Raw genomic sequence first — 21522 nt, 5'->3', positions numbered from 1 at the left:
CCCCCTAAACGGACTTTACCCCGGTTAGTTATTCCGCTCGGGTAGGGTGTGTGACCGTGAACACATTCCGCCTGCACATCGCCCCCCGGGCGCCGAGCGTGCCGACGCCGCCCGCGACCGTGAACACCTGCTGAAGGTCGCGCGCGAGATGATCGCCGAAAGGGGCTCGAGGCGGGTCACCATGGACGCACTGGCCGAGCGGGCCGAGCGGGCCAAGCGGGCCAAGCTGGGCACGCTGGCCAAGGGATCCGTCTTCCGGCGTTTCGGCCGGGCGGGCATCTTCGCCGCGTTGCTCGACGACGCCGACCGCACATTCCAGCAGCAGGTGCTCTACGGGCCGCCGCCACCGCACTCCTGCTCGAGCATCATGCTGGGAGTCACTCGTCGAACATGTCCTGAAAGTTCAACGAGCGCCGGCAGGGAACTTGGCCTCAGAAGCAGCGACTGAGCTGGTCATTCGCAAGATCGGCGGACCCAGAGGTTTCGGGTATGGCTGATAGCTTGCCGCCGTTGGATCGTGTAACGACGAGTCGGCCCTGCCGGAGCTGATCGCGGACGCCCTCGTCGGCGAGGGATCGAACCGCTGGCCATCGGTGCACCGGCGTAACGCGCCGGCCGTGTTCCCGCCGGCCGTGCGGTCCGACTCGCCCGGTACGTCAGCGCGCTCGACAACCCGACGTCGAGCGCACCGACCCGGGAGCGCTTCGGGTGGGTGCCCACGCACCCCGGGCTGCTCGCCGACATCGAGGAAGGCCACAACCTCGACGACGCGGCGTAAGGGTCCCCGGGGCCGCCCCTGCCGACGGTGGCCACGCGGAAGACGATGTCGGCACCCACGTACCACACGCGTGGTGGACACGGAGGACGTCGTCCGCGCGTCCGGGACCACGCTTCCTCAGCTACGGGCCTGAGGGCGGTGCTCCCCCTCCGTGTGACTGCTGCCTGCGGTCGTCAGAATCGCGCTCGCGACAACCTCGAAGAGGTGATCGGCGCGTGGCGCGAGCGATGGTTGATCGCCGAGCCAGGCGAGCATGGATATCAGCGCGAACACATCAGCGCCATCGATGTCGCTTCGCGCCACGCCCGCGGCCTGGGCACGGGTGAGGAGCCGCGCACCGGCCGCACGCAAGGTAACGCACGAGGCGTGGAGTGCGGATTCGGTGTCGTCGATGGCGGCCGCCATCAGCACGGTCACGCCCCGGTACTCCGTCGTCCACGCGACGCAGTCGCGCAGCCACGCAACGAGAGCGTCCTCGGGAGAGCTCGACGTCTCGAGCTCGTCTGCCTTTGCCGTCATGTCGTCGAAGCTCGTGCGGAGCAGGGCATCCAGCAGCGCCTCGCGCGTCGGAAAGTGCCGGAGCAGCGTCGCGAGCCCTACGCCGGCCCTGCGTGCGACGTCGCGCATGGATACGTCCACGCCCTGCTCGATGATGGCGGCGCCCGCGACTACGAGCAGGTGGTCGCGGTTCTTCCTGGCGTCTGCCCGCATCGGTCCCTGTCCCCTCTTGACTATCCGGATCAGTGGTCCATATATTCGGATCAGTGGTTCGGATACCTGGACCACTGATCCGAATAAGTCTATCCCCAGACAGGGGCAGGAGAAAGCAATGCCGACAGACACGATGAGGGCGATCCGGCTGCACGAGTTCGGCGGTCCCGAAGTGCTTCGTCATGAGGACGTGCAGGTTCCCGAACCGGGGCCGGGCGAGGTGCTCGTCCGCGTCCACGCGGTCGGTGTCAACCCGCCCGACTGGTACGCACGCGAGGGAATGCCCGACGTACCTCCCGAGCTCAAGCCCCCGTTCCATCTCCCCCTGATTCCGGGGACCGACGTCTCGGGTGTCGTGGCAGCCGTGGCCACCGACGCCCACGGGTTCGCGGTCGGAGACGAGGTGATCGGCCTGCTGCACTTCCCCGCCACTCTCCAAGGCGGCGCGTACGCCGAGTACGTCACCGCGCCGGCATCGGACTTCGCACTCAAGCCGGCTGCCGTCGACCACGTGCAGGCCGCCGGCCTGCCCATGTCGGGGCTGACGGCGTGGCAGTTCCTGATCGAACTCGGGCACGACCATCCCTCGCCGTTCCAGGAGGCCCAGCACCGCCCGATGAGGCTCGACAGCGAGACCACGGTGCTCGTCAACGGCGCTGCCGGTGGTGTGGGGCACCTCGCTCTCCAGCTGGCCAAGTGGAAGGGAGCCCGCGTCATCGCCGTGGCCTCCGGCGCCCACGAGACGTTCCTGCGCGAACTCGGCGCCGACGAGTTCATCGACTACACCAAGGAGCGGCCGGAGGAAGTCGCCCGTGACGTCGATCTCGTCCTGGACACCGTCGGGGGTCCCGACAGCAGGCGCTTCCTGCGCACCCTCAAGCGCGGCGGGTCCCTGTACCCGGTGTACTTCGGCCAGTTCGACGACGAGGAGAACGCGAAGCTGGGTGTCACGGTCACGGCCGCCCAGGTCCGCTCGAGCGGCGCGCAGCTCGGCGAACTGGGACGCCTGCTGGACGCGGGCACACTCCGCGTCGCCGTGGACAGCACGTTTCCGCTCGCGGACGCCCGGGCGGCGCACGAACGTGCCGCCCGAGGACACATCCAGGGCAAGATCGTTCTCACGGTCGCTTAGGTACGAGCCGTTTCGGCAGTGGTCCGGCGCCCCGACGGCCGAGCGGTCGGTCGCGGGGCGGGGCGCCGCGCCGCGCTCGTCACGCGTTCTCTCCTCCCCGCACACGGCAGCCGGCCGCTCTCGCTGTGCGCGCCTGTTCTTTCACGCGGCCACAGAGCGAAACGAGGTTCGGTATGACGACGACTGCGGCTTTCGGCTGGGCAAGCAGCTACCTCACCACAACCCCTGCGGGGGAGGTGAATCTCGACCCCGCAGAGCGGCTCGCCGTGCAGCAGACGCTGGCGCGCTACGCCTTCGCCCTGGATCACGGAGATCTGGTGGCGCTGGAGGGCATCCTGACGGAGGACTCCACCTGGACGGCCTCGATCGCCGGTGCGGTCGAGCAGGGCCCGTTCGTCGGACGCGCGGCGGTTGTCGACCTGGTGCGAGAGGCGACGGCAGCGCAGACCGACCAGCGAAGGCACAACCTGGTCAACACGGTCTTCCAGCATGCGGAGGCCGACACCGCAGTGGTGTGCGCCTACCTGATGCTGACGTCGAACGCGGGCGGGAGCCCGGCCGTGATCGCGACCGGCTTCTACACGGTCACGCTGCGACACGCCGAAGGCGACTGGCGTATCGCGAAGGTGTTCGTCGGTCTCGACAACGCCCTGTGATCGGCGCCCGGCGAGAGGTCCGCGAGCCAAGGCAGGCACCCAGGCGGGCGGCGCCGCTGCCGTGGACTTCCTCGGCCCGACCGGAGAAGCTTCATCGTCGACACCAACGGCACCTGCCGAACCACCCGGCGTAGCCGAGGCAGTTCGTGCGATCGAGTCGCTGCAGACCGCTACTGGTGAACCGCCAGCCGGAGACTAGCCGTCGCTCGGGGGAGATCTCCGCACAGCACGCGGCGCGCGGGCGACCCGCGCGATCATTTCCTTGGCCTGGGTGACGAGCTGTTGGTAACGCTGCCGGGTGACGTTCCCGATCCGGTCGGTCATGAAGGTCACCGCCCTCGTCCTGGGTTCGGCCCTGTCACCCACGCGTGTCCGAGGTCGAAGACGAAGTACGTGGGCCGTTCCGCCTCGGGCACGGCCGCCACCCGCTCCCCCACCGCGTCCACTTTCGCGGGCATCCGGGCCACGATCTCGTCGGCCCGGTCGGACGTCCTGGTGGGCCGGGGTGCTACACGTGCGAGCCGTCCCGCGCCCCCCGCCGTCGCAGTACGGCGGCGGCGAGGGCCGCGGCCACCGCAACTCCCGCTCCGATCAGCGCGATCAGCGGGAGGGGCGACCCGGAGTCGGAGTCCTCCGCGGCGGCCGGTGCGGGTGTCGCCGCGTCGACGGAGGGCGCGGGGGCGGCTGCGGAGGTGCCCGGCTGCTGGGCACCGTCGGCGGATCCGGGCGGCGGGCCGGCCTCGGGGTCCACGACGAGGACCGGTGCGGGGAACTCCGGTTCCTCGGCACCGGTCCTGGGCTGGTTCCATGCGACGGCCGTGCCGTTGGAGTAGGTCTGTTCCGTGTTGAAGGTCAGGGAGTACCGGTCCGGAATCGGGCCGACGTTCGCCTGGAAGGTCTCGCTCTGGGCGGGCTGGATCTCGTGTCCCTGCTCCGCCGTCCATACCAGCTGCGTACCCTTGCCTCCCGTCCCGGGGAGCGTCTCCTGGTTCCATCCGTCGAGCTTCGGCACCGAGGTGATCATCAGGTCCTTCGGGACCTCGACCGTGATGCGGACGGTGGTGGCCTCCGCCAGTTCGCTGGGCACGCGGAACTGCAGGGTCGCCGGCTTGCCGGGGATGACGTCGCCGATGACCCGGACATGGGCCGTGGCGGCGCCGGCCGAGAGCAGGACCGCGCCCGCCGCCCCGGCGACAGTGATCAGTGGGGTGAGGTGCCGTCGAGTGCGGCGGGACATGGCAACGTCCTCTCAGGTCGGGATCGGGGTTGAGGTCAGCAGCAGTCGCAGAACAGGAGGTCGGCGGTCTTCACACCGTGGGTGTGACCGCCGGCCTGCGAGGCGAAGGCCGCCTTCTGGACGGGGGTCACGACGCCCTTGACCTCGATGGAGATGCCCTTGCCCTCGAAGGCGCCGAAGGACAGCGCCATGGGCGTCGTGCCGTTCTTGTCGGTGGGGAAGGTCCGCAGCGGGGTCTTCCTGCCGTTGTCGGCCACGGAGTAGGCCTGGTAGACGGTGTCGGCCTTGAGCCCGCGCGCCTGCAGCTGGATCATGTCCAGTCCGGCCACGGGGCGGATGGTGGCCTCCAGGACGCGGCCCTTGACCGGGTCCAGGGTGTCGCCGCGCTCGCCGTTGGGCAGCGTGGTGGGCACGTTGTGGGCCTGCTGGCCCAGTCCCTGGTGGCCGAGGTTGGGAGCGCTGCCGGGCCGGTCGGTGGCCCGGGGGGCGTAGACGATGGCCTGCGGTTCCTGGCCGGAGGCGATGGTGTCGACCACCTTGTTGGTGACCGTGTCGATGACGTCCACCGCGTCGGACTTCTCCAGGCCGATGTAGAGGCGGGAGCCGTCGCCGCTGCCCCAGGCGCCGTGCGGGGCGTGGCCACGGTTCTTGATCTTGGTGAGGAGCTCGGGGGCGCCGTCGGTCCGCTTGTAGACCCAGGTCTCGTCGAGCCCGCCCATCGTCAGGTAGACGAACTTCCCCTTGCGGTTGTCGACGAACTGCGGGTGGTTGGTGTCCGGGCCGGTGTTCAGCACCGTGACGACCTCGTCGTGCCTGAGGTCGAGCACGGTGATCCTGCCGTCGCGCTTGTGCGAGACCCAGATCTGCTTTCCGTCCTGGGAGATGGCCTGGTCGGAGGAGAAGGTGGAACCGAGCCCGGTGATCCGCTTGACGATCTTGTGGGAGCGCACGTCGATCACGTCGACCTCGGCCTTGCTGGTGAAGTTGACGTACGCGTACCGGCCGTCAGGGCTCATGAGCACCTTCGAGGGCCCGTCGCCGACGCGTACGGTGCCGGTGACGCCGCCGTGCTCGGTGTCGACGACGGAGATCGTGTCGCGGCCGCGGTTGGCGACCCAGAACTCCTTGCCGTCGGCGGTGAAGCTGCCCTCGTGGGCGGCGCGGCCCACGTCGGTGGTGTTGAGGACCTTGTTGGTCCTGGTGTCCACCATGTGCACCGTGTTGCTCGTGACGCTCACCACGGCCAGCAGACGGTGGTCCGGCGAGTAGGCCAGTCCGTGCACCCCGGAGTCACCGGTGTACTGCGGGCTGAAGGCGCTGCCGACGCGCTGGTCGCCCAGGGCGATGGTGCCCAGCGTCCTGTTGGTCGACGGGTCGATCACCGACACCGTGTTGGACGACTGGTCGGCGGTGTAGATCCGGTCCCGGCCCGAGACCGGGACCGGGCGGTGCTGGTCCGTGGCCACGGTCTTGGACGCGGGCTCGGAACTCGCCTGTGCGATGGAAGCGGCCGCGACACCGCCGCCTCCCACTCCCAGCGTGGCGATGAGCATCCATGTCGCACGACGCGCAGTAGACATCTTGGGTCTCCGTTGTCTGTTGGCTGTTGTTTTCGGGCAGGGCGGAGCGCCGGGGATTTCGGGTACGGCGGACCGCCCGAGCGCCCGGTGCATGCGGCGTCAGTTGGTATGTGTGTTTGGGGCTGTCAGGCCGGCCGGGACGCGGACGGCGAGGACGGCGGCGCCGGCACACGGACGTGAGTCACCACACGCCCCGATTCGTCCTCGACCAGCAGGGCGGTGATGGTGTCACGGCGCATGGCCGTCATCATGCGGGTGGAGACGTCTGCGTCGGACTCGGCCCGTACGCTGCCGCCCGGCATGCGCTTGCCGTCGGCGTTGACGGTCATCATCCGGTAGGTCTCGCCCTTCTTGAGCCCGGACAGCACCACCGGCACCTCTGTGCCTCCGGGGTGCTCGACCATCCCTCCGTCACGGACAAGCACCACGGACGCCGTCGTCGTGGGCGACGGCCGGTCCTGGTCCAGCGTGAGCGGGACGACCGCCGCGGCCACCGTGACGAAGGCGGCGGACGCGCCCAGGGCGATACGGCGCCGGTAGCGGGGCCGGGGGGCGGGCCGCGGCGGGGTGGCCACGACCCGTCGGATACGGTCGCCGAGATCGTTGGAAGGCCGTGGACGCACCGCCGGGACGCCTTCGCCCACCGGGTCGGCGAAGGGGTCGGCCCGTCGCAGTGTGCGCACCACGTCCTCGGTCTCGGCGGCTTCGCGGGCGCAGTCCGGGCACTGGTCGAGGTGCCGGGAGAGTTCCTCGGACAGCGGGGTGCCGAGCAGCAGGTGTTCGGTCAGGAGCGGCCGATACGGGACGCATGCCTTGTTCATGGTGCCAGCCACCCGTTCTCCTCGAGGATGAGCCGCAACGACCGCACGCCGTAGTACAGCCGGCTGCGCATGGTGGACGCCGGGACCCCCAGCTCCTCACCCAGTTCTGCGCAGGTACGACCGCCGAAGTACACCTCCACCACCGCCTCCCTGTGCTGCGGACTCAACCGCTCCAGCGCCTCCCCCAGCTGGATCCGCTCCAGGAGCTGATCGACGGGGTCGAACGCCGAGGACGACTCGGCCACCGCGTCCCAGGACGAGCAGCCCGTGCCCTCGCGGACCTTGCGCCGCCGGATGGCGTCCACCACCGCGTTCCGGGCGATGGCGAACAGCCAGGTCCGCATGGACCCCTGCGCCGGGTCGAAACCGCGGGGCGACTTCCAGGCTCGGACGAAGGTCTCCTGGACCACGTCCTCGGCGAGCTGCCGGTCGTCCAGGGCCTTGAACGCGAACCCGAAGAGTTCACCCCCGTAGAGATCGTAGGCGGCCCGCACCTGGCGGTCGGTGCGCAGCGCGGTCGGCTCCACGCCCTTCGACGCGAACCGTCCACGCAGCCACTTCACGGGGCTACCGCTCACCGACACGGCCGTCCGTGTCCGATCCGTGCCAGGGGGCCATGTTGCCGTCCATTTCCGCAGACGATGTGGTCACCAGGGGATACGCGGCCCCCGACATGCGTGTTGAAGGAGCTTGAAAAATTGTGGGTACGACAGAGAACACGCAGGTCACATACTTGCATCCGCTGATGACCTGCCGTTGCTGGAGTTGTCGTGCGCCGCCGACGAAGCGCGGGTCCCCGGCGAACTCGAGTCTTCACGCCCTCACCAGAACGCTCCCGACGCGGTCGTGGACACCTACCTGGTCGACGGCGGCCGGCTGCTTCTCACTCACTGGCGCGGCCAACTGCATGAGGTGATCTACCAGACCCCGGCCGAGTCCGGGGAGGATGCGTCGCGGCGCAGTGACCGGCTGTTCGCGCATTACGGACAGGGCGACGCTTGGACCGAGATCCTCGACAACGGTTTCGGCAAGACCTATCGCTGTACCGATCAGCAGCGGTACGCGTTGTGGAGCGTCCGCTTCTGCGGGCAGCGGCCGGTTGCTGAGCTCGCTCCCGGCGAGCGCTGCTCACCCGATTTGACCGGCCACCAGGAAGGGCCGGAGGTGCCCCATCCGTCCGGGTTCCACCCGAAGGCGCCCTCCAGAACCGGCGGGGAGGTCCGCGGTGAGAAAGTCACGGGTCAGCGTGCCCGAGAACCGGTTGCCGACCTGGGAGTGAGCGCTCGGGAAGCGAGGTGGGCCACTGCTGGGGCCACTGGTGCCGATGACGACTACACGCGTGGACGTTTCCTCGCTTCCCGGCGCCGAGCGTCAGAGCTGGGAGCCGCCGCCGTCCACGGCGAGTTCGGCGCCGGTGGTGTAGGTGGCGTCGAAGGCCAGGAACACCACCGCCCTGGCGACTTCGGCGGGGGTGCCCATGCGCAGCATGGGGTTGTCGGCCGCCATCTGTGCCTTGGTCTGTTCGGCCGCCTCCCGGGGCATCGACTTCTCCAGGATTCCGGAGTCGATCGGGCCGGGGCTGACCGCGTTGACCCGGATCTTTCGGGTGAGCAGCTCCCGGGCCAGGCTGCGGGTCATCGAGCGCACCGCTGCCTTGCCGGCCGCGTACGCGCTGAGCGTCGGGAGTCCCAGCACGTTCGCCACGGATGTGGTGAGCACGACACCGCTGCCTTCCGCCAGTAGCGGAGCGAGCTTCTGCACCGTGAAGTAGGGGCCCTTGGCGTTGACGGCCAGCAGCTGATCGAAGAGCGCTTCGCTGGTCGCCTCGAACGGTGCGAAGCCGTTGACTCCGGCGTTGGCGAACAGGGCGTCGACCGTGCCGAACTCGGCCTTCACCCGGTCGGCCAGGGCGTCGATGTCGGGCAGCGATGCGGCGTCGCTGCGGACCGCGATCGCCCTCTCGCCGAGCCGGTCTCGGGCGGCGTCCAGAGTGGTCTGGTTCCGCCCGGTGATCAGCACGTGTGCCCCTCCGTCCACGAGCAGTTGCGCGGTAGCCAGTCCAAAACCGCTGCTGCCTCCGGTAATCACCACACGCTTACCTGCGTACTCGCCCATTTCGGACACACTCCATCTGTTGCTACGGCTATTGGCTTACGTCCGAGCGGTCGAACCTCGCTGGACAGGTTCGAGTCAACAACCGTCCGAATCAGGTGTCCAAGACCCGTTCTGCACCCCGTCATGCAGAATCTGCATCACGGGTAGGCTGCCGGTATGTCCGACGAAGTCCTGCCCTCGACCCTGCGCAGCCCTGGCCCTGACCTGGATCTGAGACTGGTGCGGTACTTCACGGTCGTCGCCGAGCATCTGAATTTCGCGCGGGCGGCCGCCGCGCTCCGCGTTGCCCAGCCCTCCCTGAGCCGTCAGATCCAGCGGCTGGAGGACGCTCTCGGTGTGCGCCTGCTGGAGCGCACGACTCAGGGCAGTCGCCTCACCGCAGCCGGCGCGGCCTTCCTCCCGCAGGCACAGATCCTCCTGCACACGGCGCACCGGGCGGTGCTCAGCGCACGCGCCGCCGCGCCGCCGCGTACGGTCACCATCGGCTACGTGGAGGACCTCGTCATCACCCCCGCGGTGCGGGATCTGCGTCGCCGTCACCCCGACGCCCACGTCCGCACCCTTCACCTGGACTGGGACGAAGCCCGCGCCCTGCCCGAGGGACGAGTCGACGTGCTCGTCCTGCGCACGCCGCTGCCGATCCCGGGCGACGGTCTGGACGTGACCGTCCTCTACGACGAACCCCGGGCGCTGCTCGTACCCGCCTTCCACCGTCTCGCCCGCAAGAAGTCGGTCACCCCGGACGACTTCACCGACGAGCCCCTCGTGGCCTGCGCCGGCATGGCGGCGCTGTGGACCGGGTTCTGGCGGCTCGACCCGCGTCCGGACGGCAGCCCGGCTCCGCTCGGTCCCATGCTCGTCGACACCTTCGAGGACAAGCTCGAAGTCGTCGCCGACGGCCGGGCCGTCGCCCTCGTGCCGGCCGACGACCGGCGGTGCACACTCCGCGACGACCTCGCCACCGTCCCGGTCCAGGGAGTGGAACCCTGCCAGGTGGTGGTCGCCGCTCGACACTCGGACGCCAACCCGCTCGTCGCCCACTTCCGGGAGTCCGCGCACGACCTGCTCGTACGCGAAGCCTGACGTCGCCGGGTCCGGAAGCGAAGTCTTCGCGCTGTGGGTGCGGCCGGTCCGGAGGGACGGGGGCTCTCCTCGGACCGAGCGATGGCGAACTTCGCCCCGGTGAGGTCTTCGGAAGCGGCCCAGAGCCGCTGCTGGACGGCTCCCTCGTACGACTCCGCGCTGGAGGTGACCAGCCGGGGGTGGCCCTTGACCTCGTTGCGTCCGCCGGGGCCGTAGTACTGGCCGCCGAGCACGGCGGGGTCGGTGGCGGCGCGCAGGGTCGGCAGCGCGCCCATCGCCGGTGTCTGGGTGATCAGCGGCGCGAGCCGGCTGAGCGGGAGCCAAGGGCCGCGGGGGTGTTTCGGGCGAGTCCGGTGCTGGACCTGCCGGGGGTGTTTCGGGCGAGTCCGGTGCTGGACCTGCCGGGGGTGTTTCGGGCGAGTCCGGTGCTGGACCTGCCGGGGTGTGCGGCCACCGCGCCGGTGGATTCCGTGCGCGGCGAGCCGGCGCTGCAGCTCGTAGGTGCCCTCCTGGGCGTACCGCCCCGCTGCTGATCGCCTCCGCACGGGAGCGGGCGACTTCATCGGCCATGGGATCGCCACGCGGCGAAGGGGACGCTAGGTGTATTGATCACGAGCGTTGTCAGCGCCGACCGGGCTTGATCATGGCGAAGACCTCCGGTGTGGACGCGAGTGACCGGAAGCGTTGCCGCAGGCAGCGGCGGGGGCCCGAGGGGCCCGGCTGCGTGCCTGCCGGAACTGTGTCTCAGACCACGGCGAGCCGGTCCACCAGCAGCTCCACCCTCTGCGCTGCGTCCTCCGGCAGCAGCCGTCCCGCCCGGGTCAGGGTCGCGAGGCCGTGCAGGGACGCCCAGAACACCTCGGTGAACAGCCCCGGGTGGGCACCGTCCCCGGCGACCTCGGCCAGGCTCTCCAGCAGGGCGGCGAAGGCGTCCTTCAGCGGCTCCGGGGTGTCCTCCTGCGCGTACGGCAGGCCGCCGTCGAGCTGGAACAAGGCGTCGTAGACCGCTGGGTTGCGTGCGGCGAAGTCGAGGTAGGTGCGGGCGAGCGCGGCGACCCGCTCGCGTGGGCCGTCTGCGGCGGAGGCCGCGGCACGCACCGCCGCGGCCAGCTCGGCGGCGCCCTCCAGGGCGACGGCGCCGATGATCTCCCGCTTGCCGCGGAAGTGGCTGTAGAGGACGGGCTGGCTGTACTCGATGCGCTCGGCGAGCCGGCGGGTGGTGACCGCGTCCCAGCCCTGCTGCTCGGCGAGTTCGCGGGCCGTCGCCAGGATGAGGCGCTCGCGCTCCGCCCGTTCGCGCTGCTTGCGTTCTTGTACCGACATGCTTCGATCCTAGCACCGCTAGACAAGAGAGCGGCAGTAGTACTAGCGTTGCCTCATCAGCTAGCGACGCTAGATCCCAGGAGGGGTCATCATGCTCAACGCACTTCAGGTGTTCACCACCGTGATCGTCGGCCTGATGGTGGGGGTGGAGTTCTCCGTCGCCTTCGTCATGAACCGGATCTTCAACGCCCTTCCCGAGGACAGTGACCAGCTCGCCCGCGCCCACGGAGGCCGGATGCTCGGCGCCCTCATGCCGTTCTGGTACATCGGTTCGCTCGTCCTCAGCGCGATCTGGGCCGTCGCCGGATGGGACCGCTCCGGCGCCGGACTCGTCGTCATCGCCGCTGCGCTGCTGATCGTGAGCGTGGTCATGTCGCTCCTGCTGCTCGTCCCGATCAACAACCAGGGCAAGACGTGGACCCCCGAGAACCGGCCCGCGGACTGGAAGGAGCAGATGAACCGCTGGGACCGCTACCACTACGTCCGCGTCGCCGTCATCGTCGTCGCCTTCGCCTGCCTGGTCACCGCCCTCGTCTGAGCCCGATGCCCACGGGCATGCAGGTTGACCAGCGTTGTCTCAGCTCGCCGACCTGCAGCTGCGCGCCGAGCACCTGGCCCAGGTGTCGACGCTCGCGCTGGACCTGTCCCACCAGGGTGCCCCGCGACTCCGGCGAGGTGAGCGGCAACCCGCATCGCTCTCACGCGCTACGGCCGACGCCGCCAACGCCTCGTTCGCAACCCGGCGTTCACCAGCACCCGCCCGCCGCGGAAGCCGCGTGGAACCTGACCCGCATCCGGGCCTCGGAACACCCGGTGAAGGGGCGGCGGGCCATCACGCGGGACGGGGTCGTCACGGCATGGGGACGTGGAATTCCACTCGGCCCCGGTCGCCGAGGTGGACCTCGACGTTCTCGCGCACCAGCGATCCGTCCGGCCCTCGCTGGGCGTACTGACACCGGTACCCGGTGTCGTTGCCGAGTTCGACGAGGGAGATCTCCGGGATGTCACCGCACCGCAGGTCTTCGTGGTCCTTCTGGTGGCCGTTCCAGAAGGAACCGTGAACGGCGCGGGCGAGCAGCAGACCCTTGAGCGGCGCGGTGGAGTAGAAGACGGTGAGGGCGGTGTCGCCGCCGGAGTCCACGGTGACCCGCCACGGCACGGTCACGTCGTCGTACGTGACGTGGCACTTCGTGATCGCGTTCGGCTCCGTGCTCACCTTGCCGCCTTCGCAGTCGGCACTGGTCCTGGCCATGAACTCCGCGTTGCTCACGGTCTCCACGCGAATCTCGTGCAGGACCTTCTCAGTCAGCGATGGGTTTCCCGGCAACTTCGGCAGCGTCTCCTCGATCTCCTTGTCGTCGGTGACCCGGTCCGGCTCGGCACCGGTGACCGGAACCGGAAGCGGATCGGGGTCGGGTGGGGACGGCGGCTCGGGCGAACTGCCGCAGCCGACCAGAAGCAGCAGTACTAGCACCACGGCGAAGCGCATGGAATGAGCGTAGCGTTGGCCGGCCGAGGTGATCGGTGCCGCGGTTCCGGGTGAGGAACGTCGGGCTGCGAACGGCTTGGACGGGGCCTGGTGACGACCTGCCGCCCGACCCACGCAGGACGTGCCGCCGGCCGGGGGAACGCAGGGCGAGGAGCGTGTCGAACAACCCCGCGCTGTTGCCCTCCGCGTCCCACGGCGTCGGGGCCCGAAAGGTGACCTCCTGACTGCCAGGGCGGAAGCCGCCATGGCACCGCACACGGCCGAACCACTGCCGAACCACTGCCGAAGCCCGACGAGCACAGGCAGACCTGCTTCCTGAAGAACACCCGCGGCCTCAGACGCACCCTGCTCGCGCGCCGCGCGGTTGCGACCGTGGTGCACGTCGGCCACACCGGTTGCGGCTCGCCGTCGGGCCGGCCGACAGGAAGCCGTACCTCGTGAACGCGCCGTCCCCGACACGGCACCGGGAGCCCTTCGGCGGAGTCCCGTCCCGACGGGTCGAGGACGGGCCGCGCGGAGGCGACCAGGGACTCGGGACCTTCGGCCAGGCGCTCGAACGCCAGGTGGAGACCTGACGGTTCGCTCCCCTCGCCCCTGCACCGCCGCGGGCATCCCCCACGTACCGGAGGTCAGGCCTCCCGACTGCCCCGGAGAGTTCCCGGCCCGGCGGTGAGCAGTGCGGTGATCTCCTCGGCGAGGTGCGGGCCGAGTTCGCCCCAGCCGTCCTTGTAGCCGTAGACGGCGGCCAGGGTACGGGCGTCGTAGTCGCCGTTGAGTATTTCGATGTCGGTGGCCGTGATGAGCCCCGGGTGGGCCACACCGACGGCCGCCGAGAGCTTCGTCAGCTCCTTGCGCAGGGTGCGCAGGTACACGGCCGCCCGGGTGGCCTTCGACTCCGGGTCGAGGCCGCGGGCCAGCCACGGGTTCTGGGTGGCCACTCCCGTGGGGCACTTGTCCGTGTGGCACCTCTGCGACTGGATGCAGCCGATGGACAGCATCGCCTCACGGCCGACGTTGATCATGTCGGCGCCGAGGGCGAAGGCAACCGCGGCGTTGTCGGGCAGGCCGAGCTTGCCGGAGCCGATGAACGTCACGTCGTCGGTCAGTCCCAGCTCGGCGAAGGTGCCGTAGACCCGGGAGAAGCCCATCCGGAAGGGCAACGACACGGAGTCCGTGAAGGTGAGCGGTGCCGCTCCGGTGCCGCCCTCGCCGCCGTCGACGGTCACGAAGTCGACCCCGCGGTCGCCGCGTGCCATCAGCCTGGCCAGCTCGCGCCAGAAGTCCATCTCGCCCACCGCGCTCTTGATGCCGACCGGCACACCGGTCTCGGCGGCGATCAGTTCGACGAAGTCCAGCATCGAGTCGACGTCGCCGAACGCCGTGTGGCGCGACGGGGAGGCGCAGTCCTTGCCTTCCGGGATGCCGCGGATCTCGGCGATCTCCGGGGTCACCTTCGCTCCGGGCAGCATCCCGCCCAGCCCGGGCTTGGCACCCTGGGAGAGCTTGATCTCTATCGCCCTGACCGGGGCACTTGCGACGACTTCCTTGAGCCTGTCGAGGTGGAAGCCGCCGTGCTCGTCGCGGCAGCCGAAGTACGCCGTACCGATCTGGAGGACGAGGTCGGCGCCGTTGCGATGGTAAGGAGACAGTCCGCCCTCACCCGTGTTCTGCATCGTCCCGGCCAGCGCCGCCCCCTTGTTGAGGGCCGTGACCGCCGCGCCGGAGAGCGAACCGAAGCTCATCGCCGAGATGTTCACCACGCTCTTCGGCCGGAACGCCTTGGCCCGGCCCCGCGGTCCCCCCAGCACCTTGGCGGACGGCAGGACGTCGGGGAGGCCCGGACCGCCGTGCGCCTCGGGCAGGCGGCCGGCGAAGGTGCGCTGCTTCACGTACGCGCGTCCCTGCACATGCTCGACGTCGACGTCGGTGCCGAACCCGAAGTAGTTGTTCTCCTCCTTCGCCGACGCGTAGATCCAGGTGCGCTGGTCGCGGCTGAAGGGGCGCTCCTCCTCGTTGGAGGTCACGATGTACTGCCGCAGCTCCGGCCCGATCGTCTCCAGCAGGTACCGGGCGTGCCCGACCAGCGGGAAGTTCCTCAGCAGCGCGTGCTTCTTCTGGACGAGGTCGCGGGCGGCCACCAGGGCCAATGCCGCTGCGGCGGCGGTGCCGATGCTCCGGGCGCGCATGGGTCTTCCCCCTTCTCGACGGCCGGTCCGTCGCCCCCGCGGTGGACGTGGTCCTGCCTTGCCGGGCGGCGATGCACGGCCGACATCGAATATCTGTGTCCGTTGCGGAACGCAGTGCGATGTTAGAGGGGCGCGCGATGGGCGGTGAGGCCGGGGCGGTGGCGAGTGGGGTCGCCGTGGTCGTCTCGGCGGCTGTGGTGCCACTCATGGAGCGTCGACCCGTCACTGCTGTCCTGACAATGCTCTGGGAGTCTCCTCGCCGACACCGGGCCAACCGCCACCCAAAGGGAACATTTCGGCCATTGTCGTCCCACTGTCGCTCGCGTTTCCCATCCGGCTCACACAACCACTCATGACGCTCCCATCGGCCCCGGCGAGTCTGGGTCTCGCCGCACACGACGGTGCGGCTTGTCAACGAGCGGATCAGGGAGAGCGAATGATCGAGGTTCGCGGGCTGACCAAGCGCTACGGCGAGGTTCTGGCCGTCGACGATCTGAACTTCAGTGTGCGTCCCGGGGAGGTGACGGGCTTCCTCGGCCCGAACGGCGCCGGAAAGTCCACCACCATGCGGATGATCCTGGGCCTGGACGCCCCCACCTCCGGCACCGCCACCATCAGCGGCCGCCCCGTCGCCGAGCATCCCGTGCCGATTCGGGCCGTGGGAGCCCTGCTGGACGCGAGCGCGGTACTGGCGAGCCGGAGCGCGTACCACCATCTGCTGGCGCTCGCGGCGAGCAACGGTTTCTGGCCCGGCCGGGTCGACGCCGTGCTGGAGGAAGTGGGGCTGTCGGGAGTGGCACGCCGGGCGGCCGGCACGTACTCGCTCGGCATGCGGCAGCGGCTCGGCATCGCGGGCGCCCTGCTGGGCGATCCACCGGTACTCGTGCTCGACGAGCCCCTCAACGGGCTCGACCCCGAGGGCATCGTGTGGATCCGCCGGCTGATGCGGCGGATGGCCGCCGAGGGGCGGGCGGTGATGGTGTCGAGCCACCTGATGAGCGAGGTCGAGCTCACCGTCGACCACCTGGTCGTCGTCGGCCGCGGCCGTCTGATCGCCGACACCGGCATGGCCGACTTCATCGCCTCGGTCGCCCACCAGGAGGTCGTGGTGCGCACGCCCCAGGCGGGCCTCTTCGCCGGCCGGCTGGCGACCGCCGGGGCCGCCGTACGGATGCTTGAGCAGGACGAGCTGGTCGTGTCCGGGCTCGACGCCGCGCACATCGGGGCGCTGGCCGCCGCCACGGGCGTCGAGCTGCACGAACTGGCACCGCGCCAGACGTCGTTGGAGGAGGCCTTCATGGAACTGACCCGCGACAGCGTCGAGTACGCCACCGAAGGAGAGGCCGCGCGATGAGCCGGAGCACGGTCGAAACCCGCAGGTCACGGCTGAAACGGCCCGCGATGCCGCGGCGCGCCGGACGCGAGGCTCCGTCCGCGGGGCCCGTGCGGCGGGCAACCTTCGGGCACAGCCTGCGCGCGGAGTGGATCAGATTGCGCACGATGCGCTCCACCTTGTACGTGGTCCTGGCCACCCTGGCCGCCGGGGCCGGTCTCGGCACCCTGAACGGTTCCTCGGCGGGCGACGAGTACGCCGCGATGTCGGCCGCGGACAGGCTCACCTTCGACCCGCTGGCCACCAGCCTCAAGGGAGTCGTGCTGGCGCAGCTCACTCTTGCGCTGCTCGGAGGGCTGGCCATCGCGTCCGAGTACGGCAGCCGCACGATCGTCAGCACGCTGACGGCGGTCCCCCGCCGCGGCCGGGTGCTCGTGGCCAAGGCCGTCGTGGTCCTGGCGATCGCACTGCCGACGGGACTGCTGACGACACTCGGGGGCTTCCTCGCGGGCCAGGCGTCGCTGAAGTCCTCAGGTGCCCCGTACGTCGCGCTCGGCGACCCGGGTACGTGGCGCGCCGTCCTCGGCGGTGGGCTCTTCCTGGCGCTCTCCGCGCTCCTCGGGCTCGCCGCGGGCACCATGATCCGCAGCACCACGGCCACGGTGACGACTCTCTTCGTGACGACACTCGTCGTCCCCGCGCTGGCCCCCTCCCTCCCCGGGGCGCTCGCGGACGGGGTGGCGAAGTACTGGCCGCCTTCCGCGGGCGGGCAGATCGTGACCGGCTACCACGACCCCGGCCTGTTGAACCCGTGGCCGGGCTTCATCGTGATGGCAGGATGCGTGACGGTCCTGCTGGCCGCGGCGCTGTTCACCTTCCGCCGGCGGGACGCGTAGCAGGATCGGTACACGGCAGCCGACGAGAACGAGCGGGACGCGCGATCGGAACGGGACGGCCATGGCGGAACAGCTCCTGGTGGTGGAGGACGACAGCACGCTGCGCGAGCTCCTGTCGGCGAGCCTGAGACTGGCCGGCTTCGAGGTCCGGGCGGTCACGACCGGCGCCGAGGCGCTGGCCGCGGTCCTGGACGAACCGCCCGACCTCATCGTCCTGGACGTGATGCTGCCGGACTTCGACGGGTTCGAGGTCGTACGAAGGCTGCGTGACGGCGGACAGCGGCGGCCGGCGCCGGCCGGGCCGCCGCCGGTGCTGTTCCTCACCGCCCGGGACGCGGCCGAGGACCGGATCAGCGGGCTGAGCGCGGGCGGCGACGACTACGTCACCAAGCCGTTCAACCTGGAGGAGCTGATCCTGCGCATCCGGGCCATCCTGCGACGCACCGGCGGCCGGCAGCCGGACGGCCACCTGGTCGTCGCGGACCTCGCTCTCGACCCCGAGGGCCATCACGTGACCCGCGGCGGGGTGCCGGTCCTGCTGTCCCCCACCGAGTTCAGCCTGCTGAGGGTGCTGATGGAACACGTCGGCCAGGTGCTGACCAAACGGCAGCTGCTGGAGGCCGTGTGGCACTACGACTTCGGCGGTGACGACAGCATCGTCGCCTCGTACATCAGCTACCTGCGCCGCAAGGTTGACGCCACCGAGCCCAAACTGATCCACACGGTGCGCGGCACCGGCTACGTACTGCGCAGGCCTTCGAGGTGAGGGCCGTGAAGAACGCCCTGCCGTTCCGTGTCCGGGGCCTGTCGCTGCGCGGCCGGCTGCTCCTGATCACCGTGGCCCTGCTGGTGGCCGCCCTGCTCGGCAGTACCGGGATCGCCGTCGACCAGCTCCGGCGCGGCCTCGTGGAGCAACTGGACGAGCGGCTCCGCGGCGTGGCCGAGGTGACCGCACGGCTTCCCGCGCTGCCGCGGGCGGTCGGCGAGGAGGATGCCCCACTGGTGCGCGACACGGTGGAAACGCAGTGGGTGCGGGACGTCTACGTCACGTACCTGACCCCCGACGGTCGCATCGAGCGCGTGGTCCGGCCCGCCGTCCGGGAGCCGCCCGCGCTGCCGCGGCTCGACAGCCCGGCGGTCGCCGAACGGTCGGGCAGGGCGTTCACCGCCCGGGGCGGGGGCGGCACGGGAGACTGGCGGGTGATCGCGGTGCCGCGCGCCGCCGAGCAGGGCGACCGGGGTGGCAGCGTGGTCGCGGCCGGTTCGCTCGGCGAGGTCGACGACGCCGTGTGGCACCTCGCCGGCCGGGTCCTGGTGCTCGACACGGTCGTCCTGGCGCTTCTGGGGTTCGCCGGGTGGTTCGCGGTACGGGCCGGTCTGAGGCCGTTGCGCCGTATCGAGACCACCGCTGCCGCGATCGCGTCCGGCGACCTCTCCAGCCGGGTTCCGCAGCTGGCCGCCCCGCACACGGAGCTGGACAGGCTGTCCACCGCGCTCAACGGCATGCTGGACCGGATCGAGGCGGGCGACGCCGCCCGTGCCGACTCCGAACGGCGTATGCGCCGGTTCATCGCCGACGCCAGCCACGAACTGCGCACCCCGCTCGCCGGCATCAAGGGATTCACCGAGCTGTACCGGATGGGCGGCATGCCCGAGCGTGCCGACGTCGACACCTCGATGGGCCGGATCGAGCGGGAGGCCGCCCGTCTGGTCGACATGGTGGAGGAACTCCTGCTGCTCGCCCGGCTCGACGAGCACGGCACCGCCGCCGCGCTCCCACTGGACTTCACGCCGATGGACCTGCGCACCCTGGCCGTCGACGCGCTGCACGACCTGCGCGCCCTCGACCCGGGGCGGCCCGTCGGCCTCACCGGCCTGGGTGGCGGACGGTCCGGTGCCGCCCCCGTCCTCGGCGACGAGGCCCGGCTGCGCCGGGTCACCTCCAACCTCGTCGGCAACGCCGTCGCCCACACGCCGCCCGGCACGCCGGTCCGCATCGGGGTCGGCACCGAGGGCGAGTACGCCGTCCTGGAGTTCGCGGACGAAGGTCCGGGGATGACGGGCGACCAGGCCGAGCGGGTCTTCAGCCGCTTCTACCGCGCCGACCGGGCCCGCGCCCGCACGGGAGAGGGCGGCGCCGGTCTGGGGCTGGCCATCGTCGACTCCCTGGTACGCGCCCACAACGGCCACGTCGACCTCCACACCTCGCCGGGTGCCGGCGCCACCTTCCGCATCCTGTTGCCCCGTGACACGTCGGAGTGACCCCGTCACGGCGTTCTCGCGGCAGCGGGTGTACGGCCGCGGACTCCGGCCCGCGAGGCCCTGACTCAGTCACCGGGGCCGAGGACGGCGTCCAGCAGTGCTGCGCACGTCCCGACCCGCGGCAGTCGTCGGCAGCCGTGTCGGACGGACGCTGCGTCAGCCGGCCTTCAGGACCGGCACGGCCCCGACACGGTGCCCGCACAGATCGGCAGAGTCCAGAAGTGACCCATAGGAGTTGCTCGTGCGGGACCATTCCACCATGGCCCATACCGCGCTGCACCAGACGGCCGGACCACGGCCCGCGGGGCGCCCTGCCGAGGGGATGCCGGCGGAGGAGACGCGGCTGAGCCGAACCGAACTGACCCGTACCCCGCTCCGCCTCGACTCGTCCCGCTCCACGTCCCCCGAGGTAGCCCCATGCCGCTGTCGCACGACCACATCCGCACCGCCGTCGAGACTTACCTCGCTCGTCACCCTCACGAAATCGAGCGGCTCCGCGAACTGTTGGACGCCCTCGAACGTCCCACCGACATCGCCGGCCGCTCCACCCTCACCGGACATGTCACCTGCGGCGCGATCGTCCTCGACCCGCTCGGCCGCGTCCTGCACGTTCGGCACCGGTCGAGCGGGAAGGTCCTCGTCCCCGGCGGACACGCCGAGCCCTCTGACGAGTCCCTGGCCGGGACCGCGCTGCGGGAACTGCACGAGGAGACCGGGATCCCGCCCCAGGCGGTCGCGCCGTGGCCCGGCTACGAGACGGTGCCGTTCGACATCGACATCGACATCCACGACATCGACGCCCACCCGGGCGATGGCGAACCGGGCCGCCAGCACTTCGGCCTCCGGTTCCTCTTCCGCCTGCACACCGCGAGGGAGGTGGAGGTGATGTTGCGGGACGAGCAGGTCGGCGGTGTCGAGTGGCGGCCCGTGGACAAGGCGGCCTCCCCTTCCCTGCGCCTGAAGCTCCTCGGGCTCCCGCTCCAGGCCGGACCGGAGAGGGCCAACGCCTCCGCGCTGATCTACAACGACCGCGGAGAATACCTGCTGCACCTGCGCGACTACTTCCCCGGCCGGATCTGGGAGCCGGGCATGTGGTCCCTGCTGGGCGGCGGCCGAGAACCCCAGGACGCCACCTTGGAACACACCGTACGGCGCGAACTGGCCGAGGAAGCCGGCCTCGACCTCGCCGACCTGACACCGTTCGGCACCGAGTACGCCACCGACGACGCCGGCTCGACGGTGCCCATCGCCATCCACGCCGGCCGCTGGAACGGTGACCCCCGCGACCTCCGACTCACAGAAGGGGTGATGCTGGCCTGGTTCGCCCCCCACGACCTCCACCGCCTGCGTATCGCGTCCACCACCAGCGACCTCGTACGGCGCCACGCCTCCGGCCTCCCGCCCAGCACCGCGCCGCAGAACGGGCTCGCACCACAGGAGGAGCGCCGGGCTTCGCCGCACGGCGCGGTCCTCAACGTCATCGGAGTCCACCTCTACCTGGAGCGGCCCGACGGGACGGTACTGCTCGGGCTGCGCCACCCCGACTCCGCGTTCGCGCCGTCCACCTGGCACGTCCTGGCCGGCCACTGCGAGCAGGAGAGCGCCGTCACCTGCCTGATCAGGGAGGCACAGGAGGAAGCCGGCCTGCACATCGAGCGCAAGGACGTCGAACTCGCCCACGTGATCCACCACATCGACAAGGCCGGGGACCGCCCTCGCACGGGCCTGTTCTTCCGCGTCCGCGCCTGGAGCGGCGAGCCGGAACTGCGCGAGCCGGACAAGTGCACCCAGTGGAAGTTCTGGGACCCCGCCGCGCTCCCCGACGACCTCGTCCCCTACACCCGGGTGGCCATTGCAAGGATCCGAAACGGGGAGCCGTACAGCGAGACGGGCTGGCCCGCATGAGGAGGCGACGTATGC

Annotated in this window: 21 protein-coding genes and 2 pseudogenes; 11 read left to right on the top strand and 12 right to left on the bottom strand. The window is 70.5% G+C overall.

Annotated features, from left to right (window positions below; translation table 11 throughout):
* Nucleotides 1-64: 64 nt before the first annotated feature.
* Nucleotides 65-346 (top strand): annotated as a pseudogene (locus C4J65_RS35070) (helix-turn-helix domain-containing protein); the annotation flags it as partial.
* Nucleotides 347-895: 549 nt separating this feature from the next.
* On the opposite strand, the gene C4J65_RS35065 reads toward C4J65_RS35070, so the two are convergent.
* Complete coding sequence (locus C4J65_RS35065; protein ID WP_115746084.1) at nt 896-1489, bottom strand: TetR/AcrR family transcriptional regulator; 594 nt, start codon at nt 1487-1489, stop codon at nt 896-898.
* Between the two features lie 118 nt (nt 1490-1607).
* Here C4J65_RS35065 and C4J65_RS35060 point away from each other — a divergent pair, with 118 nt between their 5' ends.
* Both C4J65_RS35060 and C4J65_RS35055 read left to right on the top strand, forming a co-directional pair.
* Entirely contained in the window at nt 1608-2621 is a 1014-nt protein-coding gene (locus C4J65_RS35060; RefSeq protein WP_115746083.1) for an NADP-dependent oxidoreductase, read from the top strand.
* A gap of 173 nt (nt 2622-2794) precedes the next feature.
* A complete protein-coding gene (locus tag C4J65_RS35055) occupies nt 2795-3277 on the top strand; it encodes a nuclear transport factor 2 family protein (protein WP_115746082.1) in 483 nt (160 codons plus the stop codon).
* Nucleotides 3278-3472: 195 nt separating this feature from the next.
* Here C4J65_RS35055 and C4J65_RS36260 read toward each other — a convergent pair whose 3' ends face one another.
* From C4J65_RS36260 to C4J65_RS35020, 7 genes are all read right to left on the bottom strand, one after another.
* A complete protein-coding gene (locus C4J65_RS36260) occupies nt 3473-3610 on the bottom strand; it encodes a hypothetical protein (RefSeq protein ID WP_162833501.1) in 138 nt (45 codons plus the stop codon).
* On the bottom strand, nt 3607-3735 hold the full coding sequence (locus C4J65_RS37145; protein ID WP_275898181.1) for a hypothetical protein: 129 nt from the start codon (nt 3733-3735) through the stop codon (nt 3607-3609). The genes C4J65_RS36260 and C4J65_RS37145 overlap by 4 nt, the downstream gene beginning before the upstream one ends.
* A 50-nt stretch (nt 3736-3785) precedes the next feature.
* A complete protein-coding gene (locus C4J65_RS35045) occupies nt 3786-4514 on the bottom strand; it encodes a DUF1775 domain-containing protein (RefSeq protein WP_115746081.1) in 729 nt (242 codons plus the stop codon).
* Nucleotides 4515-4549: 35 nt separating this feature from the next.
* On the bottom strand, nt 4550-6094 hold the full coding sequence (locus tag C4J65_RS35040) for a beta-propeller fold lactonase family protein (protein WP_162833500.1): 1545 nt from the start codon (nt 6092-6094) through the stop codon (nt 4550-4552).
* A gap of 125 nt (nt 6095-6219) precedes the next feature.
* Nucleotides 6220-6927, bottom strand: a complete 708-nt coding sequence (locus C4J65_RS35035; protein WP_162833499.1) for a hypothetical protein — start codon at nt 6925-6927, stop codon at nt 6220-6222.
* Complete coding sequence (locus C4J65_RS35030) at nt 6912-7493, bottom strand: sigma-70 family RNA polymerase sigma factor (RefSeq protein ID WP_240330590.1); 582 nt, start codon at nt 7491-7493, stop codon at nt 6912-6914. Before C4J65_RS35030 ends, C4J65_RS35035 begins: the two co-directional genes overlap by 16 nt.
* Before the next feature lie 793 nt (nt 7494-8286).
* Nucleotides 8287-9030: an SDR family oxidoreductase gene (locus C4J65_RS35020; protein WP_115746078.1), complete on the bottom strand. Its 744-nt coding sequence runs from the start codon at nt 9028-9030 to the stop codon at nt 8287-8289.
* A gap of 156 nt (nt 9031-9186) precedes the next feature.
* Here C4J65_RS35020 and C4J65_RS35015 point away from each other — a divergent pair, with 156 nt between their 5' ends.
* Nucleotides 9187-10113 (top strand): LysR substrate-binding domain-containing protein, encoded by a 927-nt coding sequence (locus C4J65_RS35015; protein WP_115746077.1) that lies wholly within the window; start codon nt 9187-9189, stop codon nt 10111-10113.
* Nucleotides 10114-10208: 95 nt separating this feature from the next.
* Here C4J65_RS35015 and C4J65_RS36955 read toward each other — a convergent pair.
* Nucleotides 10209-10483 (bottom strand): annotated as a pseudogene (locus C4J65_RS36955) (short-chain dehydrogenase); the annotation flags it as partial.
* Between the two features lie 374 nt (nt 10484-10857).
* Complete coding sequence (locus tag C4J65_RS35005; RefSeq protein WP_115746076.1) at nt 10858-11436, bottom strand: TetR/AcrR family transcriptional regulator; 579 nt, start codon at nt 11434-11436, stop codon at nt 10858-10860.
* A gap of 91 nt (nt 11437-11527) precedes the next feature.
* Between C4J65_RS35005 and C4J65_RS35000 the strand changes: the two genes are divergently transcribed.
* Complete coding sequence (locus C4J65_RS35000; RefSeq protein WP_115746075.1) at nt 11528-11974, top strand: DUF1772 domain-containing protein; 447 nt, start codon at nt 11528-11530, stop codon at nt 11972-11974.
* 312 nt (nt 11975-12286) lie between these two features.
* Here the strand turns inward: C4J65_RS35000 and C4J65_RS34995 are convergent, their stop codons facing one another.
* On the bottom strand, nt 12287-12925 hold the full coding sequence (locus C4J65_RS34995; RefSeq protein ID WP_115746074.1) for a hypothetical protein: 639 nt from the start codon (nt 12923-12925) through the stop codon (nt 12287-12289).
* 437 nt (nt 12926-13362) lie between these two features.
* Between C4J65_RS34995 and C4J65_RS34990 the strand changes: the two genes are divergently transcribed.
* On the top strand, nt 13363-13500 hold the full coding sequence (locus C4J65_RS34990) for a hypothetical protein (RefSeq protein ID WP_162833498.1): 138 nt from the start codon (nt 13363-13365) through the stop codon (nt 13498-13500).
* A gap of 54 nt (nt 13501-13554) precedes the next feature.
* On the opposite strand, the gene C4J65_RS34985 is transcribed toward C4J65_RS34990, so the two are convergent.
* The gene (locus tag C4J65_RS34985; RefSeq protein ID WP_115746072.1) at nt 13555-15111 is read right to left on the bottom strand and encodes an FMN-binding glutamate synthase family protein; all 1557 of its coding nucleotides are present in this window, start codon (nt 15109-15111) and stop codon (nt 13555-13557) included.
* 436 nt (nt 15112-15547) lie between these two features.
* On the opposite strand from C4J65_RS34985, the gene C4J65_RS34980 reads away from it, so the two are divergent.
* The 5 genes from C4J65_RS34980 to C4J65_RS34960 all read left to right on the top strand — a co-directional run bounded on the left by C4J65_RS34980 (nt 15548) and on the right by C4J65_RS34960 (nt 21507).
* Nucleotides 15548-16465, top strand: a complete 918-nt coding sequence (locus C4J65_RS34980; RefSeq protein ID WP_115746071.1) for an ATP-binding cassette domain-containing protein — start codon at nt 15548-15550, stop codon at nt 16463-16465.
* A 146-nt stretch (nt 16466-16611) separates the two neighbouring features.
* Nucleotides 16612-17340, top strand: a complete 729-nt coding sequence (locus tag C4J65_RS34975; protein ID WP_240330589.1) for an ABC transporter permease subunit — start codon at nt 16612-16614, stop codon at nt 17338-17340.
* 61 nt (nt 17341-17401) lie between these two features.
* The gene (locus C4J65_RS34970; RefSeq protein ID WP_115746069.1) at nt 17402-18106 is read left to right on the top strand and encodes a response regulator transcription factor; all 705 of its coding nucleotides are present in this window, start codon (nt 17402-17404) and stop codon (nt 18104-18106) included.
* A gap of 5 nt (nt 18107-18111) precedes the next feature.
* On the top strand, nt 18112-19602 hold the full coding sequence (locus C4J65_RS34965; RefSeq protein ID WP_240330588.1) for a HAMP domain-containing sensor histidine kinase: 1491 nt from the start codon (nt 18112-18114) through the stop codon (nt 19600-19602).
* 417 nt (nt 19603-20019) lie between these two features.
* On the top strand, nt 20020-21507 hold the full coding sequence (locus C4J65_RS34960; RefSeq protein ID WP_115746068.1) for an NUDIX domain-containing protein: 1488 nt from the start codon (nt 20020-20022) through the stop codon (nt 21505-21507).
* Nucleotides 21508-21522: the final 15 nt, after the last annotated feature.

This window comes from Streptomyces sp. CB09001, assembly GCF_003369795.1.
Taxonomy (GTDB): domain Bacteria; phylum Actinomycetota; class Actinomycetes; order Streptomycetales; family Streptomycetaceae; genus Streptomyces.
Note: the sequence above shows the minus strand (reverse complement) of the source record. Positions and strands in the feature narration are given on the sequence as shown.

What these genes read in the sequence shown, in the direction of transcription:
- C4J65_RS35065 (WP_115746084.1), bottom strand. Translation starts at nt 1,489, where the DNA reads ATGCGGGCAGACGCCAGGAAGAACCGCGACCACCTGCTCGTAGTCGCG.
- C4J65_RS35060 (WP_115746083.1), top strand. Translation starts at nt 1,608, where the DNA reads ATGCCGACAGACACGATGAGGGCGATCCGGCTGCACGAGTTCGGCGGT.
- C4J65_RS35055 (WP_115746082.1), top strand. Translation starts at nt 2,795, where the DNA reads ATGACGACGACTGCGGCTTTCGGCTGGGCAAGCAGCTACCTCACCACA.
- C4J65_RS37145 (WP_275898181.1), bottom strand. Translation starts at nt 3,735, where the DNA reads ATGCCCGCGAAAGTGGACGCGGTGGGGGAGCGGGTGGCGGCCGTGCCC.
- C4J65_RS35045 (WP_115746081.1), bottom strand. Translation starts at nt 4,514, where the DNA reads ATGTCCCGCCGCACTCGACGGCACCTCACCCCACTGATCACTGTCGCC.
- C4J65_RS35040 (WP_162833500.1), bottom strand. Translation starts at nt 6,094, where the DNA reads ATGTCTACTGCGCGTCGTGCGACATGGATGCTCATCGCCACGCTGGGA.
- C4J65_RS35020 (WP_115746078.1), bottom strand. Translation starts at nt 9,030, where the DNA reads ATGGGCGAGTACGCAGGTAAGCGTGTGGTGATTACCGGAGGCAGCAGC.
- C4J65_RS35015 (WP_115746077.1), top strand. Translation starts at nt 9,187, where the DNA reads ATGTCCGACGAAGTCCTGCCCTCGACCCTGCGCAGCCCTGGCCCTGAC.
- C4J65_RS35005 (WP_115746076.1), bottom strand. Translation starts at nt 11,436, where the DNA reads ATGTCGGTACAAGAACGCAAGCAGCGCGAACGGGCGGAGCGCGAGCGC.
- C4J65_RS35000 (WP_115746075.1), top strand. Translation starts at nt 11,528, where the DNA reads ATGCTCAACGCACTTCAGGTGTTCACCACCGTGATCGTCGGCCTGATG.
- C4J65_RS34995 (WP_115746074.1), bottom strand. Translation starts at nt 12,925, where the DNA reads ATGCGCTTCGCCGTGGTGCTAGTACTGCTGCTTCTGGTCGGCTGCGGC.
- C4J65_RS34985 (WP_115746072.1), bottom strand. Translation starts at nt 15,111, where the DNA reads ATGCGCGCCCGGAGCATCGGCACCGCCGCCGCAGCGGCATTGGCCCTG.
- C4J65_RS34980 (WP_115746071.1), top strand. Translation starts at nt 15,548, where the DNA reads ATGATCGAGGTTCGCGGGCTGACCAAGCGCTACGGCGAGGTTCTGGCC.
- C4J65_RS34975 (WP_240330589.1), top strand. Translation starts at nt 16,612, where the DNA reads ATGCGCTCCACCTTGTACGTGGTCCTGGCCACCCTGGCCGCCGGGGCC.
- C4J65_RS34970 (WP_115746069.1), top strand. Translation starts at nt 17,402, where the DNA reads ATGGCGGAACAGCTCCTGGTGGTGGAGGACGACAGCACGCTGCGCGAG.
- C4J65_RS34960 (WP_115746068.1), top strand. Translation starts at nt 20,020, where the DNA reads ATGCCGCTGTCGCACGACCACATCCGCACCGCCGTCGAGACTTACCTC.